This window comes from Ammoniphilus soli (genome assembly GCF_040813775.1).
Genome location: NZ_JBEGDL010000009.1, coordinates 96,632 through 121,523 on the forward strand (window position 1 = coordinate 96,632; position 24,892 = coordinate 121,523).

General features: G+C 43.8%; 25 protein-coding genes and 2 other annotated features. Of the genes, 24 read left to right on the top strand and 1 reads right to left on the bottom strand.

Annotation, left to right across the window (positions count from 1 at the left end):
* Positions 1–56 precede the first annotated feature (56 nt).
* Positions 57–713 carry a phosphate signaling complex protein PhoU gene (phoU, locus tag ABLT31_RS18185; protein WP_367754180.1) on the top strand — a complete coding sequence of 219 codons (657 nt, stop codon included), beginning with the start codon at positions 57–59 and terminating at the stop codon, positions 711–713.
* Positions 714–906: 193 nt separating this feature from the next.
* Here the strand turns inward: phoU and ABLT31_RS18190 are convergent, their stop codons facing one another.
* Entirely contained in the window at positions 907–1,734 is an 828-nt protein-coding gene (locus tag ABLT31_RS18190) for a prohibitin family protein (protein WP_367754182.1), read from the bottom strand.
* 191 nt (positions 1,735–1,925) lie between these two features.
* On the opposite strand from ABLT31_RS18190, the gene polA reads away from it, so the two are divergent.
* The 23 genes from polA (at position 1,926) to ilvN (ending at position 24,803) form a co-directional block, all read left to right on the top strand.
* Entirely contained in the window at positions 1,926–4,565 is a 2,640-nt protein-coding gene (gene polA / locus ABLT31_RS18195; RefSeq protein WP_367754184.1) for a DNA polymerase I, read from the top strand.
* An 11-nt stretch (positions 4,566–4,576) separates the two neighbouring features.
* Positions 4,577–5,419 carry a DNA-formamidopyrimidine glycosylase gene (gene mutM / locus ABLT31_RS18200; protein WP_367754187.1) on the top strand — a complete coding sequence of 281 codons (843 nt, stop codon included), beginning with the start codon at positions 4,577–4,579 and terminating at the stop codon, positions 5,417–5,419.
* Positions 5,420–5,486: 67 nt separating this feature from the next.
* Complete coding sequence (ytaF, locus tag ABLT31_RS18205) at positions 5,487–6,164, top strand: sporulation membrane protein YtaF (RefSeq protein WP_367754467.1); 678 nt, start codon at positions 5,487–5,489, stop codon at positions 6,162–6,164.
* Between the two features lie 22 nt (positions 6,165–6,186).
* Positions 6,187–6,780: a dephospho-CoA kinase gene (coaE, locus tag ABLT31_RS18210; RefSeq protein ID WP_367754189.1), complete on the top strand. Its 594-nt coding sequence runs from the start codon at positions 6,187–6,189 to the stop codon at positions 6,778–6,780.
* A gap of 5 nt (positions 6,781–6,785) precedes the next feature.
* Positions 6,786–7,340: a lytic transglycosylase domain-containing protein gene (locus ABLT31_RS18215; protein WP_367754191.1), complete on the top strand. Its 555-nt coding sequence runs from the start codon at positions 6,786–6,788 to the stop codon at positions 7,338–7,340.
* A gap of 154 nt (positions 7,341–7,494) precedes the next feature.
* Complete coding sequence (locus tag ABLT31_RS18220) at positions 7,495–8,529, top strand: glyceraldehyde-3-phosphate dehydrogenase (RefSeq protein ID WP_367754193.1); 1,035 nt, start codon at positions 7,495–7,497, stop codon at positions 8,527–8,529.
* A gap of 148 nt (positions 8,530–8,677) precedes the next feature.
* Positions 8,678–9,073 (top strand): adenosylmethionine decarboxylase, encoded by a 396-nt coding sequence (gene speD, locus ABLT31_RS18225; protein WP_367754469.1) that lies wholly within the window; start codon positions 8,678–8,680, stop codon positions 9,071–9,073.
* Between the two features lie 307 nt (positions 9,074–9,380).
* Positions 9,381–10,265: a phosphate ABC transporter permease subunit PstC gene (gene pstC, locus ABLT31_RS18230; RefSeq protein WP_367754471.1), complete on the top strand. Its 885-nt coding sequence runs from the start codon at positions 9,381–9,383 to the stop codon at positions 10,263–10,265.
* A 3-nt stretch (positions 10,266–10,268) separates the two neighbouring features.
* The gene (pstA, locus tag ABLT31_RS18235) at positions 10,269–11,144 is read left to right on the top strand and encodes a phosphate ABC transporter permease PstA (RefSeq protein ID WP_367754195.1); all 876 of its coding nucleotides are present in this window, start codon (positions 10,269–10,271) and stop codon (positions 11,142–11,144) included.
* Between the two features lie 13 nt (positions 11,145–11,157).
* Positions 11,158–11,925 carry a phosphate ABC transporter ATP-binding protein PstB gene (pstB, locus tag ABLT31_RS18240; protein WP_367754197.1) on the top strand — a complete coding sequence of 256 codons (768 nt, stop codon included), beginning with the start codon at positions 11,158–11,160 and terminating at the stop codon, positions 11,923–11,925.
* Between the two features lie 195 nt (positions 11,926–12,120).
* A complete protein-coding gene (locus tag ABLT31_RS18245) occupies positions 12,121–13,110 on the top strand; it encodes a PstS family phosphate ABC transporter substrate-binding protein (protein ID WP_367754199.1) in 990 nt (329 codons plus the stop codon).
* A 129-nt stretch (positions 13,111–13,239) separates the two neighbouring features.
* A complete protein-coding gene (nrdR, locus tag ABLT31_RS18250; RefSeq protein ID WP_367754202.1) occupies positions 13,240–13,713 on the top strand; it encodes a transcriptional regulator NrdR in 474 nt (157 codons plus the stop codon).
* Between the two features lie 74 nt (positions 13,714–13,787).
* Complete coding sequence (locus tag ABLT31_RS18255; protein WP_367754204.1) at positions 13,788–15,239, top strand: replication initiation and membrane attachment family protein; 1,452 nt, start codon at positions 13,788–13,790, stop codon at positions 15,237–15,239.
* 12 nt (positions 15,240–15,251) lie between these two features.
* Complete coding sequence (gene dnaI / locus ABLT31_RS18260) at positions 15,252–16,199, top strand: primosomal protein DnaI (protein WP_367754207.1); 948 nt, start codon at positions 15,252–15,254, stop codon at positions 16,197–16,199.
* A gap of 38 nt (positions 16,200–16,237) precedes the next feature.
* Positions 16,238–17,347, top strand: a complete 1,110-nt coding sequence (mqnC, locus tag ABLT31_RS18265) for a cyclic dehypoxanthinyl futalosine synthase (RefSeq protein WP_367754209.1) — start codon at positions 16,238–16,240, stop codon at positions 17,345–17,347.
* Positions 17,348–17,712: 365 nt separating this feature from the next.
* Positions 17,713–18,621, top strand: a complete 909-nt coding sequence (gene ytxC / locus ABLT31_RS18270) for a sporulation protein YtxC (RefSeq protein WP_367754212.1) — start codon at positions 17,713–17,715, stop codon at positions 18,619–18,621.
* A 67-nt stretch (positions 18,622–18,688) separates the two neighbouring features.
* Positions 18,689–18,820: a sequence feature (ribosomal protein L20 leader region), on the top strand.
* 42 nt (positions 18,821–18,862) lie between these two features.
* On the top strand, positions 18,863–19,411 hold the full coding sequence (gene infC, locus ABLT31_RS18275; protein WP_367754473.1) for a translation initiation factor IF-3: 549 nt from the start codon (positions 18,863–18,865) through the stop codon (positions 19,409–19,411).
* 29 nt (positions 19,412–19,440) lie between these two features.
* Complete coding sequence (gene rpmI / locus ABLT31_RS18280; RefSeq protein WP_367754214.1) at positions 19,441–19,638, top strand: 50S ribosomal protein L35; 198 nt, start codon at positions 19,441–19,443, stop codon at positions 19,636–19,638.
* 42 nt (positions 19,639–19,680) lie between these two features.
* The gene (gene rplT, locus ABLT31_RS18285) at positions 19,681–20,040 is read left to right on the top strand and encodes a 50S ribosomal protein L20 (protein ID WP_367754216.1); all 360 of its coding nucleotides are present in this window, start codon (positions 19,681–19,683) and stop codon (positions 20,038–20,040) included.
* A gap of 153 nt (positions 20,041–20,193) precedes the next feature.
* On the top strand, positions 20,194–20,889 hold the full coding sequence (locus tag ABLT31_RS18290; protein WP_367754218.1) for a phosphoadenylyl-sulfate reductase: 696 nt from the start codon (positions 20,194–20,196) through the stop codon (positions 20,887–20,889).
* Between the two features lies 1 nt (position 20,890).
* Positions 20,891–22,048 carry a sulfate adenylyltransferase gene (gene sat, locus ABLT31_RS18295; RefSeq protein WP_367754220.1) on the top strand — a complete coding sequence of 386 codons (1,158 nt, stop codon included), beginning with the start codon at positions 20,891–20,893 and terminating at the stop codon, positions 22,046–22,048.
* 179 nt (positions 22,049–22,227) lie between these two features.
* Positions 22,228–22,466 (top strand) — a binding site (T-box leader).
* Positions 22,467–22,571: 105 nt separating this feature from the next.
* On the top strand, positions 22,572–24,308 hold the full coding sequence (gene ilvB / locus ABLT31_RS18300) for a biosynthetic-type acetolactate synthase large subunit (protein WP_367754222.1): 1,737 nt from the start codon (positions 22,572–22,574) through the stop codon (positions 24,306–24,308).
* Complete coding sequence (gene ilvN / locus ABLT31_RS18305) at positions 24,309–24,803, top strand: acetolactate synthase small subunit (protein ID WP_367754224.1); 495 nt, start codon at positions 24,309–24,311, stop codon at positions 24,801–24,803.
* Positions 24,804–24,892 lie beyond the last annotated feature (89 nt).

Sequence of the window (24,892 nt, forward strand, 5' to 3'; positions counted from 1 at the left end):
ATGTTGCCTATGGCAAAGATTTTGGCGATTTCTTATGACCGAGGGGATGACGAGGAGTGAGAAGGCAATCTTTTGATCAGCATCTTGAGCGTTTGCATAGAACTCTTTTATCTATGGCAGCACTAGTGGAAGAGAGCATATTCATATCCGTCAAATCATTGGTGGATAAAAATGATATCCTTGCAAGACATGTTATTAAACAAGATGAAGTGATAAACTCACTAGAACTTGAAATCGAAACAGGGTGCTTTCGCACAATAGCTTTACAACAGCCAGTAGGCTCGGATTTAAGAAGGATTGGGACGATGTTGAAGATTTCAGCTGACCTGGAGAGAATGGGCGACTATGCGGCAAGTATCTCTAAAACGGCTATTCGTCTGAAGGGTGAGAAGTTCGTTAAGCCTCTTATCGATATCCCGGAAATGGCAAAGATAGTGAAGGAAATGGTGCGTGATTCATTAAACGCTTATATTTCAGGGAATCAAGAGGAAGCCATTAGGATTGCTCAGCGGGATGATGAAGTAGATAAGTTTTACACCATTATTTTTGATGATCTCATCACTGTTATGAAAAAAGATCCCATCAATATTCATCAAGGAAGTCATCTTTTGCTCGTAGCTCAATACCTAGAGCGCATCGCAGATCATGTGACGAATATTTGTGAATGGATCCTTTATATGAAGACGGGAGAGATTAGGGCGTTAAATCTATAGAATAAGACGAAAGGTATTGCGACCCTAAAGGGTTGTAATGCCTTTTGTGATGAATCATCAGTTATTATGTCTAGAGCCCATGCTGATTCGACAGTTTCCTGGGAAATTTTCATATTTGGCTCAGATCTTGCTGAAATTTAGGTTAAAAAATAGCAGCCTGATTGGCTGCTATTGGTTTCTAACTATGTTGCCTCTATTGTCCTACATTAATAAAAGGCGTTGCTCCCCCTGTTACATTTGGCATCTTCCCATCCCATTTTTTGATGGCTTCTAATTGGGCTTCAATCTGACGCAATTGAATAAGTTCTGGAGTAACTTCTTGTTTCTGCAATCTTAGAGCTTCTGCTTGGGCTTGAGCTCGAGTAATTTCTTGTTCTTTTTCAATCTTAATTCGTTCTAAGTCCAATTTGGATTTGAGCGCTTGCTGCTCAGCGATCTGTTTGGCCTCAATGGCACGATTATAGTCTTCTGAAAATTTGAATTCGGTAATATTAATTTCATCCAATAGCATATTGTAGACCCCAAGCTTATTGGACAATACTTCTTTCACTTTCGTACTGACCTCGGAACGTTTAGAAATCAGTTCTTCAGCAGTATATTGCGCGGTAACCGCTTTTAATGCTTCCCCGATCGCGGGGTCTACAATGCGATTTTGATATTCTAGACCTACTCTTTGATAAAGGGAATTTACTCCTTCAGGGCTCAAGTGATAGTTGACGGCTACCGTAGTGGAAACGGTTTGCATGTCTCGGGAGGCAGAGACCTGCGCAGACTCCGTTTTTTGAACACGCACTTCAATCGGAACAACGGTTTGGATAAAAGGAATTTTAAAGTGCAAACCTTCTTCTAAAACTTTCGGCTGAACAGCTCCCAATTGGAGAACAACCCCCCGATGACCTGCTTCAACGATCGTAAAGGATTGGAATCCAAGAAGAACTAAAAGAGCTAAAATAACAATACCTGTGATTCCCTTGGACAAATTTTGCGGGTTAGGGTATTGAACCACATTTTTATCATCCATTTATCTAATCCCCTTTCATCATCATTTTTTATACATGACTATATACGGAGCGTCTGGGCAATAAGTTTCATTTTTTCTTCATCTTTTTATAGCTGTTCGGAAGGGAAATGATGGACCAGGAGCAGGCTTTTGCTAGCTTGACTCCGCTATGTTAAGATGAGGAAATGGAACAATGCTGGGGGGAATCTTAGTTGGAAAAGAAATTGGTTGTCATCGATGGGAATAGTATCGCCAATCGGGCATTCTACGCGCTGCCTCCTTTAAGCAATGCGAAGGGCATGCATACGAATGCCGTATACGGGTTTACGACTATGCTGTTAAGAGTTCTTGAAGAACAAAAGCCAACTCATCTGCTTGTTGCTTTTGATGCCGGTAAAGTGGTATTTCGCCACCAAGAATACCAAGAGTATAAAGGCGGAAGACAAAAGACACCAGGCGAACTTTCTGAACAATTTCCATATATGAAAGAACTTCTTGATGCTTTTGGTATCGTCCGCTATGAACTAGAAGGGTATGAAGCAGACGATATTATCGGAACGCTTACGAAGCAAGCCGATGAAGCAGGGATCCCTTCAGTTGTAGTGACGGGGGATAAAGATATGCTGCAGCTCGTTTCTGAACATATACATGTGGCGCTGACAAGAAAAGGCATCAGTGAAGTAGAGTGGTTTACGCCGGAAAGCATAAAAGAGAAGTATGGTTTAGCCCCGATTCAAATCATTGACTTAAAAGGCTTAATGGGCGATGCATCAGATAATATCCCTGGTATTCCAGGAGTAGGAGAAAAAACGGCATTAAAATTATTGCATGAATTTGGAACGGTTGAAAACGTATTAGATAATGCGGAATCGGTATCAGGAAAGAAATTAAAAGAAAAAATCCTGGAGCACCAGGAAGACGCCCGCAAAAGCAAGGAATTGGCGACGATATTAAGAAGCGCTCCTCTCGAAATTGATTTGCATACAACGGAGTATACGGACTTTGATTCGAAGAAGGTACTTGAAGTATTCAAAAAGTTTGAATTCAAATCCTTAATTGAACGGTTAGATGCGGAAGAAACCGTAGGGATTGCAGAGGAGGAATTCGAGTATACTCTTGTAAGCCCAGAAAATATGGAGTCCTTTGAACCGCATTTAAAGGAGATTTGTGCGCTGCATATAGAACTAGATGGCGAGAATTATCACAGAAGCGCAATTGTAGGGATGGGCGTTACAGGTAAAGGGGAAAGCTTTTATGTTTCGGCTTTGATGATGGAACAATGGCCTGCTCTTCTAGATTGGCTGCAAGGGGATAGTCCAAAGGTTATTCATGATGTTAAAAGGGCAATGGTTTCCCTTAAGTGGCATGGGCTTGACCTGCGTGGAGTCGAATTTGACCTCAAGCTTGCCTCCTATTTGCTTAACCCATCCGAGACGGATTTTAGCTTAAGTGAGGTAGCTCGCCGATCAACGGGGATGTCCCTTCCTCCAGACGATCTGATCTTCAAAAAGACATCGGGTAAAAAGGCCACGCTATCTGCTGAGGAGGAAGCCGAGCTCATTTCGCGCAGGTCTTTAGCCGTACAGAGAAGCTGGGAGAAACTGCGTGATAAGATTGAAGAAAATCAAATGAGCTCTTTATTCTATAGCCTGGAATTACCCTTATCCCTTGTTCTTTCGGAAATGGAGCTGACGGGGATCACGGTAGATAAAGAGAAGCTTGCCGCTATGGGCAAAGAGCTGGACAGGCAGCTTCAGCAATTGACCCAGGAGATACACCTTCTTGCCGGAGAGGAGTTTAACATCAATTCTCCTAAGCAGTTAGGGGATATCCTTTTCGATAAGCTGCAGCTTCCGGTCATCAAAAAGACCAAGACGGGATATTCCACCAATGCCGATGTCTTGGAAAAGCTGCAGGACCGGCATGAGATTATTCCAAAAATTCTTCACTTCCGCCAATTGGGTAAATTATATTCTACTTATATTGAAGGGCTGATGAAGGAAGTGAATCCGAAAACCGGAAAAATTCATACCTCCTATAATCAAGCCACAACAGCTACGGGCAGATTGAGCAGTACCGAACCGAACCTGCAGAATATTCCCATCCGATTGGAAGAGGGAAAAAGGATTCGTCAGGCTTTCATTCCATCAGAACAAGACTGGGTCATATTAGCTGCGGACTATTCGCAAATTGAGTTGCGTGTATTGGCCCACATCGCCGACGATGAAAACCTAAAAGAGGCGTTTTTGCAAGGAGCGGACATTCACACGAAAACGGCGATGGATGTGTTTGCCGTATCCAGGGAGGAAGTCACTTCCGATATGAGAAGGCAGGCGAAGGCCGTCAATTTTGGCATTGTGTACGGAATCAGCGATTACGGATTATCCCAGAATTTGAATATTACGCGTAAAGAAGCCGCATCCTTTATTGAAAGGTATTTTGAAGTGTTTACTGGGGTTAAACAGTATATGGAGGATATTGTCTTAAAAGCAAGGAAGGACGGCTTTGTGACTACCCTCTTAAACCGCAGGCGTTTTCTTCCTGAAATTAACCATAGCAACTTTAATTTAAGGAGCTTTGCTGAACGAACGGCTATGAATACCCCTATTCAAGGAACCGCTGCCGATATCATCAAGCTAGCTATGGTGAAAATGGGTTCCGTATTGAAGGAGAAAGGGCTAAAAAGCAGGATGCTATTGCAAGTTCACGATGAATTGGTATTTGAGGTGCCAAAGGAAGAACTGGAACAGATGAGAGCGTTGGTGCCAGAAGTGATGGAGCAAGCGATGGAGCTGAGCGTTCCGCTAGAAGCGGATGTTAGCGATGGGGAAACATGGTATGATGCCAAATAGGAGGGACTAAGATGCCTGAGCTTCCAGAGGTGGAGACGGTTCGACGGACATTAAAGACATTGGTGTCTGGAAAGAAGATCCGTAACGTCAGCGTATTCTTGCCGCGAATAATCCGTAAGCCACAAGAGATTTTGGAGTTTTCATTGCTGCTGGAAGGACAGGTCATTGAGGATGTGCTCCGCAGAGGCAAATTCCTAAAAATCGTCATGCAGGATATTGTACTGGTCTCGCATTTGCGGATGGAAGGCAGGTATGGTTTGTATGATCATGAAGAACCTATAGAAAAGCATACCCATGTCATCTTTCATTTTACAGACGGCACAGAACTGCGTTATCGGGATGTTCGCCAATTTGGAACTATGGAAATATGGCCGAGGGGAGAAGAAGAGGCCCACCCGCCATTGAGCAAACTAGGTCCGGAACCTTTAGATCCTGGGTTCACTTTAGATCTTTTCAAGAGAATACTCAAAGGAAAAAAGACGAAAATTAAGCCCCTGCTGCTTAATCAGGAATTTATGGTAGGGCTTGGGAATATCTATGTGGATGAAGCCCTTTATGAAGCCAAGATTCATCCGGAAACCGAAGCTGACCAGCTGTCACCCCGGAAAATTCCGGAGCTCTATCGCGCAATCAGGGAAACCTTAGCCCAAGCGGTTGAGCAAGGGGGAAGCTCCATCAAATCCTATGTTAATGGACAAGGGGAAATGGGGATGTTCCAGCAGCAGTTGAAAGCTTATGGGCGAAACGGTTCCCCTTGTCTTCGCTGCGGGAAGGAATTATTAAAAATCGTAGTCGGTGGCCGAGGAACACATTATTGTCCTAGGTGCCAGAAACGACCAAAAAAAGATTCATAGGCACAGCCTATCTTCTTTTCCATATCATGGTTATATACAGCTATGATGAAGGAGGGAAGACGTGCAAATGGAGTATTTATCCCTATTTGCTTTGGCTTTTGCAGTGAGTCTGGATAGTTTTGGAGTAGGGATTAGTTATGGCTTGCGAAAAATAAAGATCCCCATTTTTTCCATATTCATTATCACAGGCTGTTCAGCGGTTTTGGTGTTGCTTTCCATGCAGCTTGGAAAATGGCTGTCGGGATTTATTAGCATGGAAACCGCGAACATTATAGGGGCCATCATTTTAATCGGTATTGGATGCTGGGCGATTTTTAACTTGTACCATAATCGGGAAACCAGTCAATCAGAGATCCCTTTGAGTTCAGCCGCTTCAGAAGAGGCAATGGAAACAACGGAGCCGTTGCCCGTCTTGAAAATTGAGATTAAAACGCTAGGCTTAGTCATTCATATTCTGAAGAAGCCAACAGCGGCCGACGTTGACCGTTCCGGCACTATCACCGGAGCAGAAGCCGCCTTATTAGGGGTAGCCTTATCTTTGGATGGTTTCGGAGCAGGGATAGGGGCGGCACTAATGGGTTATTCGCCATGGCTGACAGCTTTGCTCTTTTCCGTCTTATGTACCATATTCATCTTAATTGGATTAAGGTTGGGGTTTCTTTACTCCAATATCCAATGGGTCAAGCGGATGTCCTTTATCCCAGGAGTGATTTTAATAATATTTGGTCTATCAAAAATATGGTAACGCAATGAAAGGACAGATTTTCATGATCGTGGGATTAACGGGTGGAATTGCATGCGGGAAGAGCACCGTCGCAAAGATGTTTGCACAATTAGGGTGTGTGATTATAGATGCAGATCAAGTAGCTCGAGAAGTGGTAGAGCCTGGGGAAAAAGGTCATGAGGCGATTATTCATCGCTTCGGACCTCAGATCCTTCATGAAAATGGGGAGCTGAATCGAAAGGCCCTAGGAGACATTGTATTTAAGGATAAAAATGCCCTTGCTGATTTAAATGCTATTCTTCACCCCCTTATTCGGACAAGAATGAACGAAAAAAAAGAAGAGGCAAAACAAATTCATCCCCCTTTAATCATCATGGATATACCGCTGCTCTTTGAATCCGAACAGAAGCACACCGTTGAGGCCGTTATTGTTGTTTATGTTCCTCCTGCAGAACAATTAAAAAGGTTAATGGAGAGGGATCAACTGACGGCTGAGGACGCGCAAAGACGGATTGACTCGCAGTTGCCTATAGAGGATAAAAAGAAATGGGCTGATTTTATCATCGATAACAGCGGGTCTCTAGAAAAAACAAGGGAACAGGTTGAATCGTTATTTTTTAAATTAGCCAAGGAATAGGAATTATGGAATTAAAATTAAACCGTAAGTTTACCTTGATAGTCCTTCTGCTTGTCTTGTTTTATTTATTGAACAGTCCGCTTTTTTGGAAGGCAATATATCCTATTCACTATGAGGAACTGGTGGATGCTGCAACGGAAAAACACGACGTAGATCCTTATTTGGTTTATGCGATCATTCAAATAGAAAGCAACTTTAAGCATCAGCGCATATCCAACAAAGGGGCAACAGGGCTTATGCAAATTATGCCGGAAACGGCGACTTGGGTCATTGAGCAGGCCCGAATGCCAAAGGACTATATTCAACGTTTGGACGACCCTGAAGTAAATATTCAGATTGGTTCATGGTATATTGCTTTTCTAGAGAAAAAGTTTCATCGAAATCATTATGCTGTCATTGCTTCTTACAATGCTGGACCGGGAAACGTTGAGAGGTGGCTTCGTGAAGATTACTGGGATGGAACCTATCAGAACATAAGTCACATTCCTTTTGGGGAAACTAGACACTATGTTCAACGCGTTTTATATTTTTATGGAAAGTATAGGGATGTATATCAATAGGGCTGCTTAAAAATTAAGTAAGCCTTTTTCTTTGTGTACTAGCCTGAAAATTCTAAATTATATTATTTTGTATTAACCGATTGAAAAATGTGTCATACTTATTATAATAAATAAGAGAAATAGTGTGTGATAAATGTGGAAGGGGAACTGATTTATGATTACGAAAATAGGGATAAATGGATTTGGACGAATTGGCAGGATGGTGTTTCGCAAGGCCATCTCTGACCCTAATATTGAAGTAGTGGCGATTAACGCCAGTTACCCTGCAGAAACCCTAGCCCATCTTATAAAGTATGACACAATTCATGGAACGATTTCGGATCAAATTGAAGTAAAAGATAATGCTATCATTGTGAACGGAAAAGAAACTAAACTATTAAGCGATAGAGATCCAAGCCATCTCCCTTGGGGTGAACTTGGTGTAGAAGTTGTAGTGGAAGCTACTGGTAAATTCATAGACAAAGAAGGTGCAAGCAAGCACATCGCTGCTGGCGCGAAAAAAGTTGTCATTACAGCACCAGGGAAAAATGAAGATATTACGATCGTAATGGGTGTCAATGAGAACGATTTTGACTATAATGCGCATACAATCGTGTCGAATGCTTCATGCACAACGAACTGTTTGGCTCCAGTAGCAAAAGTATTGGATGAAGCCTTTGAGATTGAGTATGGCATGATGACGACAGTCCATTCTTATACCAATGACCAAAAAAACCTAGATAACCCTCATAAAGATTTGAGAAGAGCCCGTGCTTGCGCGCAAGCCATTATACCGACTTCTACAGGTGCAGCAAAGGCTGTCGGTAAAGTTCTTCCTCATCTGCAAGGAAAGCTCAATGGTCTAGCGCTACGGGTGCCGACTCCCAATGTATCCATTGTGGATCTTGTTGTTAACGTGAAGAAGTCCGTGACCCTTGATGAAGTCAATCGGGTGCTAAAAGAGGCAGCAGAAGGCTCCATGAGCAAATACATTGAATATACAGAAGCGCCTTTAGTATCCAGTGATTTTAATGGCAACGAGCACTCCTCTATTGTTGATGGGCTATCCACCATGGTGATGAATGACAAGCAGATTAAAGTATTGATCTGGTACGATAATGAGTGGGGTTACTCTTGTCGTGTGTTAGATCTAGTGAAGCATGTATCCCAAGCTGTGAATGAAAAGAAAAAGCAACAAGTGACTGTATAATACACGTAAAAGCTGTCGATTTGGCGTATATAGCCAATTGGACAGCTTTTTTGTTTGGGTGAGATCACTGAATGAAATCCACAAAGTAGGAGACGATAAGATCAAGGTCAAAGGGGGGATACTCATGAATCAAGAAGAGCATTATTCCATGGAGACGCTAGGAAGACACGTCATCGCGGAGTTATGGGGATGTAATCCGAATATGTTAGATAACCTGGAAATGACTGAAAAAGTGATGGTGGACGCCGCACTTGAAGCAGGAGCGGATATCCGAGAAGTTACTTTTCATAAATTCAACCCTCAGGGGATTAGCGGTGTTGTTGTCATCTCCGAATCCCATTTAACGATCCACACCTTTCCTGAACATGGCTATGCCAGTGTAGATGTTTATACGTGTGGGGAGACAATTGACCCGAATGTTGCCGCACAGGCCATTGCAGAGTATCTGGAGGCCAAAACGATAGACAGCATGGAAATTCCGCGTGGACAAGGTCCATTGCCTAAGCTAGTGAGTGCACCTTCCAAAGAATTAACGCGCGTATAGAAGCAAGGAATCGCCTTGTTGGTCAAGGCGGTTCCTTATTTGAATCAATGTCGAAAAAAACAAGTACCTGTCGAAAATCTTAACATAAAATTTACAATGCCTTAAAGTTAATTCAATAATCCTTCTATAGAATGGTTTATTGAGTGTCCGATACATACATCATAGATTTTACTAGGTCGTTTAATTAAAAGGAGGAAACTACGTGTTAGAATTGGCGAGGACTAAGGAAGCCTCAGTGTCAGACGAGGATAAGACTAAAGTCTCTGGGTCCCAAGCTTCGGAACGTACTTCTGATCGCACTTCGAACATGAAAAAGAAGCCGCCCATCAGTGAAAGGATTGTACCGGCTTTGTTATTCTTGTGCGCGTTGGTATCCGTGCTTACTACGATAGGAATTATATTCACTTTATTATTTGAAACCATTAACTTCTTTAAAATAGTCAGCATTGTTGAGTTTTTTACAGGGCTAGAGTGGGCTCCTTTATTCAGGCCGCAACACTTTGGCATTCTTCCTTTAATTTCAGGAACCTTATTAATTACGCTCATCGCAAGCTTGGTTGCCGTGCCCATTGGTTTGGCCAGTGCCATATATTTGAGCGAATATGCACCGGATAAAGTAAGACGTATAGTAAAACCTGTTCTAGAGATTCTTGCTGGTATTCCTACAATTGTTTATGGATTTTTTGCCCTTACTCTGGTTACCCCGTTCATTCGATTTTTCCTGCCAGAAACTGACTTCTTCAATGCTTTGAGTGCGGGAATCGTTGTAGGTATTATGATCATTCCTATGGTAGCTTCTCTCAGTGAAGATGCCATGACCGCTGTACCCCGAGCTTTGCGCGAAGGTGCCTTGGCATTAGGTGCTACTAAGCTCGAAACTTCTCTCAAAGTGGTTGTTCCAGCTGCTTTGTCGGGAATCGTAGCTTCGGTTGTCCTGTCCTTGTCTAGAGCTATTGGAGAAACGATGATCGTAACTTTAGCGGCAGGTGCTACACCAAAGATGGCACTCAATCCACTGGAAAGTATACAAACGATGACAGCTTATATTGTCCAGATCAGCCATGGTGACGCGCCGTTTGGGTCTGTGGAATATTTATCGCTTTATGCAGTTGGGGCTACCTTGTTTGTAATGACGCTTATCATGAACTTGCTTGCCCAGTTTATCTCTCGTAAATACAGAGAGGAGTATTAAACCATGAAAGCTACCTTTACTGAGAACAAACAAATAGCGGCAAGAAAACGCAAAGATAAAAGCTATAAGGCATTATTCACGGCAGCTACCATGTTTGGGGTTATCGTGTTAGTGATATTGATTTCTGATGTTTTGATGGACGGAGCGGGAGCGATCAACTCCACCTTTTTGAATAGTTTCCCATCTCGATTTGCTGAAAAGGCTGGAATAAAAGCAGCATTATTCGGAACGCTGTGGGTGATTGGGCTAACGGCGCCGATGGCTTTTATACTTGGAGTAGGGACAGCCTTATATTTGGAAGAGTATGCAAAGAAAAATTGGATAACAAGATTCATCCAAATGAATATCTCAAACTTGGCCGGGGTTCCATCGATTGTTTACGGTTTGCTAGGATTGACCATTTTCGTCCGGATGTTTGCTTTGGAAAGAAGTGTGTTTGCTGGGGCGTTGACCATGACGCTGCTGATTTTGCCGGTTATCATAGTCGCTTCCCAAGAGGCGCTTCGCAGTGTGCCAGATTCATTGCGCCATGCATCCTTTGCCTTGGGGGCTACGAAATGGCAGACCATTGTTCGTGTCATCCTGCCTTCCGCTTTGCCAGGAGTCATCACTGGGAACATTCTTGCCCTTTCTCGTGCCGTGGGGGAAACGGCTCCTTTGGTTGTAGTGGGAGCAGCAGCGTTTATTGCATTTACACCACAAAGTGTCATGGATCCCTTCACTGTCTTGCCAATTCAAATCTATAACTGGGTTTCAAGACCACAAGAAGCTTTTCATACATTAGCAGCCGGTGGCATCATAGTATTGTTGGTGGTTTTGTTAACGATGAATGCTATAGCAGTTCTTATACGAAATAAGTTCCAGAAAAAGATGGATTAGCAGGAGGATTCAAATGATAGCAACAAACCAGTTTGCATTCAATATCGAAAACCTGAATTTGTGGTATGGAGAGGATCATGCCCTGAAAAACATTAATATGGATATAAAGAAAAACGAAGTAACGGCTATCATTGGTCCATCAGGCTGCGGAAAGTCAACCCTTCTTAAAACCCTTAATCGCATGGTCGATCTAGTTCCCAGTGTTCGGGTCGAAGGAAAGATCAATTACCAAGGGATCAATATCTATGATCGCGACATTAACCTTGAACAACTTCGGACAACGGTAGGAATGGTTTTTCAGAAGCCGAATCCCTTTCCAAAATCGATCTATGAAAATGTCATTTTTGGGCAAAGAATTCATGGAAATAATAAAAAGTCTGAACTTGATGAAATTGTAGAAAGAAGCTTGAAAAGCGTTGCTTTATGGGATGAAGTAAAAGATCGTGTGCACGAACCTGCCAGCGGCCTGTCTGGCGGCCAGCAACAGAGGCTGTGCATTGCCCGGTGTATTGCAGTAGAACCGGATGTCATTCTAATGGACGAACCGACTTCAGCACTTGATCCTATTTCTACGATGAAGATTGAAGAGCTTCTGCATGATTTAAAGCAAAAGTTTAGCATTGTCATTGTCACTCACAATATGCAGCAAGCCGCTCGTTCCTCCGATAAGACGGCTTTTATGTTAACGGGAGAGCTCGTGGAGTTTGAAGATACGGATAAGCTATTTACTAATCCTTCGGATAAGAGAACTGAGGATTATGTAATGGGGCGTTTTGGATAAAACACAAAAAAGCAGAAGTGCATCTGGGGATGTATCTTCTGCTTTTTTAGTTAAAGAAACAAGGGGGGAAGATAATATGCGACCTTAACATTTTCTTAACGTTTTTCACATAATCCCTCAATAAAAAGTTGTTAATATAAATCTTGTGAGGGAAAGATAGAAAAAACTACTTAAAAAAAGTGGAGGGTATACATCGTGAAACTTCTAAAAAAATCAGGATTCTTAATGTCATCATTATTACTGGCTGTAACCGTTATGACTGGATGCGGTGGAACTCAACAACCAGGTGCTGCTGAACAGCCTGCAACAGACAAGCCTGCAGAACAACCGGCTGCAGACAGCAAGCTTAGCGGCACAGTACTAATAGATGGCTCTTCTACCGTATTCCCCATTACTGAAGCGGTAGCGGAAGAGTTTCAAGCCGCTAATCCAGATGTCCGTGTAACTGTTGGGGTTTCCGGAACGAGTGGCGGATTTAAGAAATTTATTCCAGGGGAGACAGATATCAATGATGCTTCCCGTAAAATTAAGGATAAAGAAGTAGAAGAAATTAAAGCTAAAGGATTTGAAGCAATCGAGCTTCCTGTAGCATTTGACGGTATCACTGTAGTTGTAAACCCGCAAAATGATTTCGTTGACTATTTGACTGTTGAAGAGTTGAATAAAATTTGGGCGCCTGAAAGCAATGTGAAGACTTGGGCGGAAGTACGTGAAGGATGGCCTGCTGAAGAAATCAAATTATATGGACCAGGAACAGATTCCGGTACATTCGGATACTTTACTGAAACAGTAAACGGCGAAGAGGGAGCCAGCCGCTCTGACTATACGGCTTCTGAGGACGACAACGTGCTTGTGCAAGGAGTAACTGGTGATAAGAACGCTCTTGGATACTTTGGTTTTGCTTACTATGCTGAAAATCAAGATAAAATGAAGGCTGTACCTATAAAGGAAACTGCAGATGCACCAGCAGTTGAACCAACAATGGAAACCATCAATAATGGATCTTACAAGCCGTTGTCCCGTTACCTTTATATCTATGCTAGCAGCAAGGCACTAGCTGAAAAGCCTGAAGTAAAAGCTTTCACTCAATATTATCTTGATAATGCTGCAGCTATGTCTGAGGCAGTAGGATACATTCCGCTTCCTGCTGATCAATATGAAGCTGCGAAAAAATTGATTCAATAATAAAACGAAAAGCCCGACTTCGGTTGGGCTTTTTTTCATACTGGGGAGAGGAAGAACATAAGCCTTTCTTTTTTTGTTTCCGTTTATGTTAAAATAACACTAAGGATAAACAATTAGGGAGTGATAGTCATGCGTTGTCCGCTGTGTCAGCATAACGGGACTCGCGTGTTGGATTCGAGGCCGGTGAATGAAGGCAAGTCCATTCGTCGAAGACGAGAATGTGAAGCATGCAGTCACCGCTTTACGACCTTTGAAACGGTAGAAGAGACACCGTTGCTAGTTGTGAAAAAGGATGGAGCACGGGAAGAATTCAGCAGAGAAAAGATATTGAGAGGAATTGTCAGAGCCTGTGAAAAGCGGCCAGTCCCTTTGGATACGCTGGAAAAGATCGTAGATAAAATTGGACAGGAGTTAAGAGGATCAGGAAAAGTGGAGATACCAAGCCAAGAGATTGGCGAATGGGTGATGAAGGCTCTTTACGAGGTGGATGAGGTGGCCTATGTTCGTTTCGCTTCGGTGTACCGTCAGTTTAAAGATATCAACGTATTTATTAAAGAATTGGAAGAGCTTCTAAGCTATAACAAGAGTAAACCCCTTCCTTGAAATTATTTCGTATAGGTGAATCGGTGAGCCAATGATATAATGAGGAGATCATGTGATAAGGGAGTTTTCGATCAATGGCGTTTGCTTGGAAGGAAATTGTTCCTGGTGACATATACTCAATTAATACGACCGGCGAGATGAGTTCATTTGAGTTGGGGACTATTACGCAGCTTTACCAACCTTTGATCGGGCCGCACTCCGTTAGCTTGTATATAACCTTATACCATGAGTGGATATTGCAGGCTAAAGAATCACCTTGGAGTAGTCATAGGGGCCTGATGAGTTTAATGGGACTATCCCTTAATCAGATCCTAAAGGCTAGGGAATGCCTAGAAGCTGTGGGTTTGCTCCGAACTCTTAAAGTGGAGGACGAGCAAGGGAACCGAAATTATGAATATATTTTGCAGCCCCCGATGAGTCCCTCTGCATTTTTTGGAGATGACATGCTAAGCATTATCCTTCTTAATCGAGTGGGTAAAGTGAAGTATGAGCATTTAAGAAAAAGGCTGGTTGGACCTCCCCGCCATGAAGGGGTTAAGGGAATCAGAAGTGAAATCACGAAGAGCTTTGATGAGGTCTTCCATAGTATATCTTCATCCGAAATTCGGATTATTCCTGGATCTGAGACCGAGCAATTCCTTCACCAGATGGAGTCAAGCTATCCGGTGCCGGATGCTGACAGGGTAGAGCCCCGCCGGCAAATTCATTATAATCAGGTAGAGCCTGATTTTGCGTTTCTGGAGGCGTCTTTGCCGAAGTCTGTCCAACATAGGAAATTTAGCAAAGAGCAAAGAGAAATTCTAAAGGAATTAGTATTCTACTACCAGTTGCATGACATGCAACTTTCTTATTTTCTCCAGGATCCTTTTATCTATACAGACGATAATGAAATAGATGCAGAACGCTTGAGAAAGCTGGCTAAGGAATGGTATACCTCGAATCATAACGGGCAACTGCCTGAGGTACAATCCAAGCCATTGAAACCTTCAGGCAGTGAAGCAGCCCATCCTGCTTTAACCTCGAAGCCAACGATCGAAGATGAGCATCGAGAAGCGCTGGCCCGGTTGTCTCCCATCTCTTTATTGGAGCAGTATCAAGGGGGAGGGAAGGTATCGCCTGCTGACATGAAAATTGTCGATGAGCTGGCCCGAAACTACCAGCTTCAGCCAGGTGTAATTAATGTTTTGCTGGAATACGTGATGCTTACAAACAACAAGCAGTTGCCTCCGGCTCTGATTTATAAAATTGCGACTCACTGGAAAAGGCTTCGGATTCAAACGGTAGACCAGGCACTAGAACAGGCGAAGCAGCTTTACCAAGACTTGAAACCAAGAAGCCCTAAGCAGGATACGCGGGCTTTCAATGCTTCAGGCTCAAGACGAACGACGCCGAATGCCAAGAAGGATGATTTGCCTGAGTGGGTTGTTAGGCAAATAAAGGAGACCCCTAAGCATTCAGAAGAACTGGATGAAGAGCAGAAAAAGCAAGCCCGTGATTTATTGAAGGCTTTAGGAGAAATAGATTAAGGGAGGGTTAAGATGGAATCGATAAAACAAACCCTGTCGAGTATGAAATGGAAACAGCCATTTGGTCTGCCTTCCCTAGATGAGCTGAAGGAAAGTATAATAAATCATCCTCTCGTGATGGAGTTCTGCCAGGATCACCCAGAAGTGACAATGGATATGCTGGAGCGTTCCATGGTAAAGCTTGACCAAGCGATACAGGAACAAGGGCATTGCCAACGCTGTACAGAATTGAATGGCTGCCCTAATCTGATTAAAGGTCATCGGGCTATATTGACGAAAACAGCATCCTACATTGAAACTGTCCATACCCCTTGTTCGAAGTGGAACCATTATTTAGAGCAAAGACGCAGAGAGAACTTAATTAAATCCCATTATATACCAAAGGATGTGCTGGCTGCCAGTTTTCAGCACTTTGTTCAAGATCCTCAAAGATTTGAAGCTTTCCGCGGGCTTATGGAATTTTGCCTTAAAGTGGAGCCGGGAAGCAAAGAGCGAAAGATGAAGGGGATTTATCTCTATGGTCCGTTAGGTGTCGGTAAAAGTTATCTTTTGGCCGCTACAGCAAGGAAATTATCCAGTCGGGGGATTTCATCGCTTATGGTCTATACGCCCGATTTCTTCAGGGAGATTAAGGATTCTTTTCAGGACCATTCTCTGCAGAATAAGCTTGACGCTTTGAAGAAGGTTCCTGTTCTTATTTTAGATGATATTGGAGCGGAGTCTTTATCCCCTTGGGCTAGAGATGAGGTGTTGGGGGCCATCCTGCAATACCGGATTTCGGAAAACCTGCCGACGCTTTATTCCTCCAACTACGATTATGCCATGCTGGAAGAACACTTGTCCCATTCGGCAAAAGGGGGCATTGAGACCATGAAGGCGAAGAGAATTATGGAAAGAATTATTCACTATACAGATGCTTATCTCGTGGATGGCTTAAACCGTCGCATGCATCAGGAGTGAGATATCATAAAGATAAGCAATTTCAAGGAGGGACCGCAATGTCTATTGACCATATTCTGGACCGGGCACTTCAAGGAGAACGCTTAACGCTAGAAGACGGCATTCTTCTGTATGAGAGTTCTGAGTTAGAGAAGATAGGAAACGCTGCGAACGAAATCGTGAAAAAGTGGCATCCGGAGCCGATCACTACGTTTGTAATTGGCCGAAATATCAATTACACGAATGTCTGTGATACGTATTGCCGCTTTTGCGCATTCTATCGCCCCCCCGGACATGAAGAAGGCTATGTGCTATCAGATGAGGAGATTCTGCAAAAGATCCAGGAAACGGTAGATGTTCAAGGAACGGAGATCCTAATGCAAGGCGGGACGCATCCTGGCCTTAAGCTGGATTATTATACTCAGCTGCTTCGCAAAATTAAGGAGAGATTTCCCCAGATCCAGATGCATTCCCTATCAGTAGCTGAGATTGTGCGAATTGCTGAGGTTTCCAATTTGCCTGTTGAAACGGTTCTGCAAGAGCTTCATGCTGCCGGTCTTGATTCCTTGCCTGGAGCGGGTGCTGAGATTTTAGATGACCGAACAAGAATGAAGATAAGCAGAAAGAAAGGGTCTTGGAAAGAATGGATTGACGTCATGAAGGCAGCTAATCGCGAAGGGCTGCATACGACAGCTACAATGGTGATCGGATTCGGGGAGACCTACGAAGAAAGAATCCTGCACATGCTGCGCATTCGTGAAGCCCAGGATGAAACCAAGGGCTTTAAGGCTTTTATCAGCTGGACTTTCCAGCCGGATAATACGAATCTGAAGGCGGAGCGCGTATCCGCAGATGAATATTTGAAAACAGTTGCGATCAGTCGGCTTATGCTGGACAATATCGCAAACTTCCAATCCTCGTGGGTCACGATGGGGCCTGAAGTCGGCAAACAATCCCTTCGCTTCGGATGCAATGACTTCGGATCCACAATGATGGAGGAAAATGTTGTATCCGCTGCGGCCTGCACGCATAAGGTGAATACCAATGAAATCTTGCGGCTGATTCGCGAAGCAGGAAAAATTCCGGCCCAGCGCAATACGAAATACGAGATCCTGCGTGTCTTTAAAGAAGGTGAATCGGCAGAGACGGATTTTGTCATGCAAAATTAAGCTAGGAGATTGGTGAATCATGAGCTGGGGATTTTTAGTATTTACTCAAATTGTTATCGTTCTAGCCGTGCTTGGCTTGCTTGGCTGGTCTTTAATGGTTGTCGTGCGATCTCTTACAAGAAAAAACGGAAAATAGGGGTTTAGATCCCAAATAACGGGAGATAATAATAAGGAAGACAAGAGCTTCACTATTATGTTTCTCTCTCCCTTTTACCAACCACTTGATTAGCATCGAGTGGTTTTTTTTCATATTTAATTGAGGGAGCAATCAATTCTTAATCATGACGTATAACCCCTCTATGTGTTCATATACTATGAAATAAAGAACCAAAATTTAACACATCCATTAGCAGGGGAGGTGGGCCATGAAAGTGATTCAGGTTGCTTTGCCTAAAAATGAAAAGAATCTGTCCCAATTCAGGGATATTTTACATAGTGAGTTGCGTTCATTAACGAATAAGCTCGTTAAATATCATATTGATGAGCGTGAAGACTCTGAGCGAATTTTTTTCCATTGCCAATTTTGGCCGATGCATGAACATACGGTTGATACGTTTGATATCATCCGTCAAGCGATGAGTTTTGCGCTTGCTGAGTTTATTGTTCAGCATAAAGAGAAGGATATTCTGCGTGAAATACTTGTTCAGGAGTTTGCTCTTGATGATGAGAAGCAGATTGACGATATATCCAAATATACCTTTTTTCTTCTGAACCTGGATGAGCTGGGCGAGGAAGCGGAAACGGCCAGGAAGTCTCAGCTCAAGCAAGGGATAGCTGCCAAAGCTATGGACTTTTTTTTGCTTGAGAACCAGTTGGCCGTAGAAGGGTTCATCCGGTTTCGATTAAAGGAGCAGTGGGAGGGCTGGAGGTCAGCCATAGAGCACGCACTTGATGAATATTGGGTGGAAAAGGAGAATAAGGAGTTTATTTGCCTTTTGCGCCACTTTTTGAACAATAAGGAAAGTGTGCATCCCCTGGTCCATCTTATTCACATTGATGACCGCAATTTGTTGCTGTATAATCAGGGATGGACAATGATTCATCCGACAGTGAATGAAAAATCGCCGGAAGCAAAAGCGAGTTATGAAGATGCGATTTTGCATTCTCTCATTTCATTGGCACCGGAAAAGCTAGTCGTACATACGGAGCAACCAAACCACCATATCATTTACACCATTAGGCAAATATTTGAACCGAATATTCAAGTTTGCCGTACCTGCAAGAAGTGTAAAGGGCTTTTAAAGAGCGATGGAGCATCTTCTTTTACGAATTAATTAATTTTGAAGTTGACTTTTCTAGATCGTTTGTTATAATTAGAAATTGTTAAGCGAGAATAACGGGTAATCAAAGCAGAAGCGTCCGCTTCTCACCTGATGCGACGTCCATTGGATTGTTGACAGGTCAATGAATGAAGTTCTTTTATTTGAAGAACTATTATGCGGGCGCCTATGGTGTCTGCATTTTTGCTTTGTTTCCGTTGCTTGATTGAAGTAATGAGGGTAGCAAGAGTTTCACATATCTTGCAAAAAACTGTGGAGGTGGCAGGCAATTAGTAAGGAACATTTAATCAATGAGGCGATTCGCGCAAGGGAAGTTCGGGTTGTTGGTGCTAATGGTGAACAAGTAGGTATTATTCCTTTGAGAGAAGCTTTGCAAATGGCTCAAGAGGCTAATCTTGATTTGGTTGCAGTGGCGCCGACGGCAAAACCGCCTGTATGTCGTGTTATGGACTACGGCAAATTCAGATATGAGCAGAGCAAGAAAGATAAGGAAGCTCGTAAGAACCAAAAGGTGATCAGCATCAAGGAAGTCCGCTTGTCGCCAACAATTGAAGAACATGACTTTCAGACTAAATTGCGCCATGTTCAGAAGTTCTTGGAGCAAGGTGATAAAGTGAAGCTTAGCATCCGTTTTCGCGGACGGGCCATCACTCATTCTGAAATAGGAAGAAATGTTTTGGAAAAGCTGGCTGAACAGGTGAAAGAACTTTGCATCGTGGAGCGTTCCCCTAAAATGGAAGGACGCAGCATGCTCATGATCTTAGCACCTAAGGCCGATAAATAGCTGCATCTGTAGATGGGAGGATATTTCAAATGCCAAAGATGAAAACCCATAAGGGAGCTCAAAAACGCTTTAAAAAGACCGGTTCCGGTAAAATTCGCCGTCACCATGCCTATACGAGCCACTTGCTAGAGAGCAAGACTTCTAAGCGTAAGCGCAAGCTTCGCAAGGGCGCTATCGTAAGCAAAGGCGACCAAAAACGCATTGAGCAAATGTTAACTTATTTGTAATTGAACACTGATTGATCGTATAGATTCTAGGAGGGAAATGTTATGCCAAGAGTTAAAGGTGGTACCGTTACTCGCAAACGCCGCAAAAAGGTTCTTAAACTAGCTAAAGGTTATTTCGGTTCCAAACACCGTTTATTTAAAACTGCAAAAGCTCAAGTCATGAAGTCTTTGCTTTATGCATACCGTGACCGCCGTCAGCGCAAGCGTGATTTCCGCAAATTGTGGATCACTCGTATCAATGCAGCTGCGCGCATCAATGGTTTGTCTTACAGCAAAATGATGCACGGATTGAAAGAAGCAGGTGTTGATGTTAACCGCAAGATGCTTGCTGACCTTGCTGTAAATGATAAGGCTGCTTTTGCTGAACTTGCGAACGTGGCTAAACAAAAGGTGAACGCTTAATATAGCAAGTACAAAGAAGAGGACGAGCGAATCGTCCTCTTCTTTTTTTTTTGGGCTTATCTCTTCTGGGTTTAACATCACTATTGGGTATCAACCTATATGTCCCAGTGCATAGAATATGTACGGAAAAGGCGATTACTAGGGAGGTGTCTTATGGAAATTCTGGATTTTTCAATAGAAGAAGTGAACCGTTCCATGAAGGATGAATCTCCTCATAAATTGCTGCGATGGGCTTACCAGCAGTTTGGCGAACAGATGGTTCTGGCCTGCAGCTTTGGGGCAGAGGACGTAGCGCTTGTTGATATGCTATGCAAAGTCGTAGAGAAACCGAGAATCTTTTATTTGGATACAGATAAGCATTTCGAAGAGACGTACGAAACAAGGGATCGCTTGGCTGCAAAATATAAGATAGAGTTCATTCAAATGAAGCCAGCGATTACCTTAAAGGAACAGGCAGAATCGTTTGGTGATCAACTGTGGGCTACAGATCCGAACCGATGCTGTGCCATTAGAAAGGTTGAACCGCTGACGAGGATATTAAAAGAGCAAAAGGCGTGGATTACTGGAATTCGCAGAGAACAATCCGTCACGCGGGCAAATGCTGAACAGGTTGAGTGGGATGAAAGGTTTCAGCTAGTTAAAATTAACCCGTTGGTTTATTGGAGCCTAGAGGATGTTTGGAACTATATCCATATATTTGAGGTTCCCTACAACTCACTTCACGATCAAGACTATCCGAGTATTGGCTGTTCGGTCTGCACCAAGCCTGTTCGGCCAGGCGAGGATCCGCGTTCCGGGAGATGGAGCGGTTTTGCTAAGACTGAATGCGGATTGCATAAGGGGGATTAGGATGGCACCGATTACTCCGCACGGAGGAGAACTTGTTAACCGCATACTCGCTCCTGAAGATAAAGAGTATTACCGGAAAGAAGCAGAGGGATTATTTTGCATCCCTTTAGATCCTTGGGCACTCTCTGATATCCAATGCATTGGGATCGGTGCCTTTTCGCCATTGACTGGATTTATGTCAGAGGAAGATTACCAGAGCGTCGTGAGCCATATGCGTTTAGCTGATGGGACCGTTTGGAGCTTGCCCATTACCTTGGCGGTAGATGAAAATCAAGCGCGCTGCATTCGTTTAGGTGATCGTATCGCATTGCAGGACAGAGAAGGGGTTATTCGTGCTTTCATGAAGGTGGAAAGCATGTTTGAACCGGATAAAGTGTTGGAAGCCAAAGAGGTCTACAAAACGGCTGATGAAGCTCACCCGGGTGTAGCACACCTTTACCGCCGGCCTAGTATTTACTTAGGGGGCCCTATAAGTGTGTTTGAAAGGCCGTCAGGGGGAGCATTTGAGGAGTATTATTTTACCCCTGCAGAAACTCGAGAAATCTTCGAAAAAAAAGGGTGGAGGACAGTAGTTGGCTTTCAGACCCGCAATCCGGTTCATCGGGCTCACGAATATATTCAAAAAGCAGCGATGGAGGTTGTAGACGGTTTGTTTCTCAACCCTCTGGTTGGAGAAACCAAATCAGACGATATTCCCGCACAAGTCAGAATGGCGAGCTATGAGGTCCTTCTTCGGAACTATTATCCGGAGCAAAGGGTTTTCCTAGGCGTTTTTCCCGCTGCTATGCGCTATGCAGGGCCTCGTGAAGCGATCTTTCATGCCATGGTAAGGAAAAACTATGGATGCACCCATTTCATTGTAGGACGGGATCATGCGGGGGTTGGGGATTATTATGGAACCTACGAAGCACAAGAGATTTTCAAACAGTTTACATCAGAAGAGTTAGGCATATCGCTGCTATTCTTTGAACACAGCTTTTTTTGCAAGAAATGTGCCGGTATGGCCTCCTATAAAACTTGTCCTCATAGTTCCGATGACCGCATCGTTCTCTCTGGTACAAAAGTGAGAAAAATGCTAAAAGAAGGAATAATGCCCCCGCCAGAATTTTCCCGCCCTGAAGTGGTTCAAGTTCTAATAAATGGTCTGCGAAATGGATAGTGACTCCCTTAAAAAATCTACGAAACCTCGAGTTTCGTAGATTTTTTGCTGTGAAATGAATAATACCCGATAAAAACCAAAATAATAATTCTGAAAATGGTTGACGAAATCCGCCCGTATTACTATAATAACTCCTAACATCATAATTTTTTGTTTTGTATTTTTTGATTTTTTGTCTTATACAGGCACTGAAGAGGATAACGATAAAGGAATGTTTGTTTAAAGAGAGTCCGGGATGGTGGAAACCGGATAGCAATGCCTTTTTCTACTCACCTCTGAGCTGCTTCTCTGAACGGTTGCAAGTAGGGGAAGACGTTTGGCACGCGTTAAGTGCGACGGTGCAATATTGCACCTGCTGAGGCTGTCATCGCGAGGTGATAGTGAATTTGGGTGGTACGCGGACCTTTTCGCCCCAAGAAATGCACATAATAGTGCAGGGGTGAAAAGGCTTTCTTTTTTTGTACTGTCAGAAATTTATAACTTCGTTTTGGTTTATGATATCAAGAATCCAGGAGGAGAGAACATGAGCAGAGATGTGGCTTTGGTTGTAGGCAGACCTGAGGTTCCCCCGATTGAGCAAGGGGAAGTCATTACCGGGTCAGATGCTTTGTTGAGGTGCTTGCTGCTGGAGAACGTAGAATATGTATTCGGTTATCCGGGAGGGGCAGTGCTTCCTATCTACGATTCTCTTTACGGCAGCCATCTAAAGCACATATTAACAAGACATGAACAAGGAGCTATTCATGCGGCGGACGGTTTCGCCAGAGCAACAGGCAAGCCCGGTGTAGTCATTGCCACTTCTGGGCCAGGGGCAACAAATTTAGTTACGGGAATTGCTACAGCCTATATGGATTCGATTCCGCTGGTTGTCATCACGGGAAATGTACCTCAATCCCTTATTGGGACTGATGCCTTCCAAGAAGCGGATATTACGGGAATCACCTTACCCATTACGAAGCATAACTTTTTTGTTCGGGATGTGACGGAGCTCCCTCGAATCGTGAAGGAAGCCTTTCATATTGCGACAACCGGTCGCCCTGGACCTGTCCTAATCGATGTTCCGAAAGATGTCAATAATGCATCCGCCCCGTTCTATTATCCCGAAACAGTTAATCTTCGAGGATACAATCCGACCATAAAACCGAACAAGATGCAGGTTGATCGGCTGATCAAGGCGATTTCTGAAGCCAAGAAACCTGTTATCATGGCAGGCGGAGGCGTGATTGCGGCAGGTGCGGAAAAGGAGCTTATTGCTTTTGCAGAGAAGACTCAGATCCCGGTCATCTGTACGCTGATGGGATTAGGCAGCTTTCCGGGAACACATCCCCTGGCACTTGGCTGGCCGGGAATGCACGGGAACTTCGTTTCCAATCAGGCTATTTTAAACTGTGATCTCCTCATCGGTATCGGGAACCGATTTGATGATCGGATCACCATGGGACGAACCAAAGAGTTTGCTCCTAATGCAAAAATTATCCATATCGATGTCGATCCAGCAGAAATAGGCAAAAATGTAGAGACGATGATCCCGCTTGTAGGGGATGTTAAGGTGGTACTGGAAGTAGCCCTTCCTAAGGCGGTTCAAGCTGAAACTTCCGAGTGGCTTCAGCAATTGAATGAGTGGAAGGAAGCCCACCCCTTCTCCTATAAGAAGAATGGAAATCTCAAGCCGCAAGCGGTTATTGAGATGATCTATGAAACAACGGAAGGGGAAGCGATTGTTACGACGGATGTTGGGCAGCATCAGATGTGGGCCGCTCAATATTATAAGTTTAGGCATCCACGCTCCCTTATCTCGTCCGGTGGACTAGGAACCATGGGATTTGGTTTCCCCTCAGCCATTGGCGCCCAATTTGCCCATCCGGAACGCACGGTCGTGTCCATTAATGGAGATGGCGGATTCCAGATGAACATCCAAGAGCTGGCCGTTGTATCGCAGCATAATATCCCTGTCAAGATTGTGATTATCAATAACAAATGTCTTGGCATGGTAAGACAATGGCAAGAGCTCTTCTATGATAACCGTTATAGCCATATTGACTTGTCTCACAGCCCTGACTTTGTAAAAGTCGCTGAGGCTTACGGAGTGAAGGGATTGCGTGCAGAAACTGAAGAACAGGCACGCGAGGTGTGGCAGGAAGCCCTGAACCATAAGGGACCAGTTGTGGTAGAATTCGTCGTAGAGCCGGAGGAAAATGTATATCCAATGGTAGCGTCCGGTTGTACATTGGATCAGATGACAATGGGAGATGAGGAGTAGATGCAAAAACATACCATATCCGTAATGGTTAATGATCAGCCTGGGGTATTAGCTCGCGTTGCGAATCTTTTCGGTAGGCGCGGATTTAACATCGACAGCATTACTGTCGGAAGCGCCGAGGAAAAGGGCCTTTCCCGCATGGTTATCGTGACCACTGGAGATGAGAGAACGCTCGAACAAGTCATGAAGCAGCTTCATAAGCTGATCGACGTGATCAAGGTCCAGCACTTAAGTGCTGGATCGATGGTCTCTCGAGAAATTGTTCTCATTAAAGTGGACGCAAGTCCAGCTACCCGCATGGAAATTACCGGTATTGTAGAACCGTTCCGCGCAGCCATCGTGGACGTCGGTCCTCAATCGGTAATTGTCCAGGCAACCGGGGATTCAGAAAAAATTGATGCCTTAACGGAATTGCTTCGCCCGTATGGCATTCGTGAATTAACCCGGACTGGTCTCACCGCTATGGCCAGAAGTATGGCTGCAGTGAAAGTATAAAGTGTAGTATAGAAGATGAGGTAATACCAAGCAATTATTGTGTAAGATAAGCTAACATTAAACCAAACAATGAAAACACACTAGGAGGA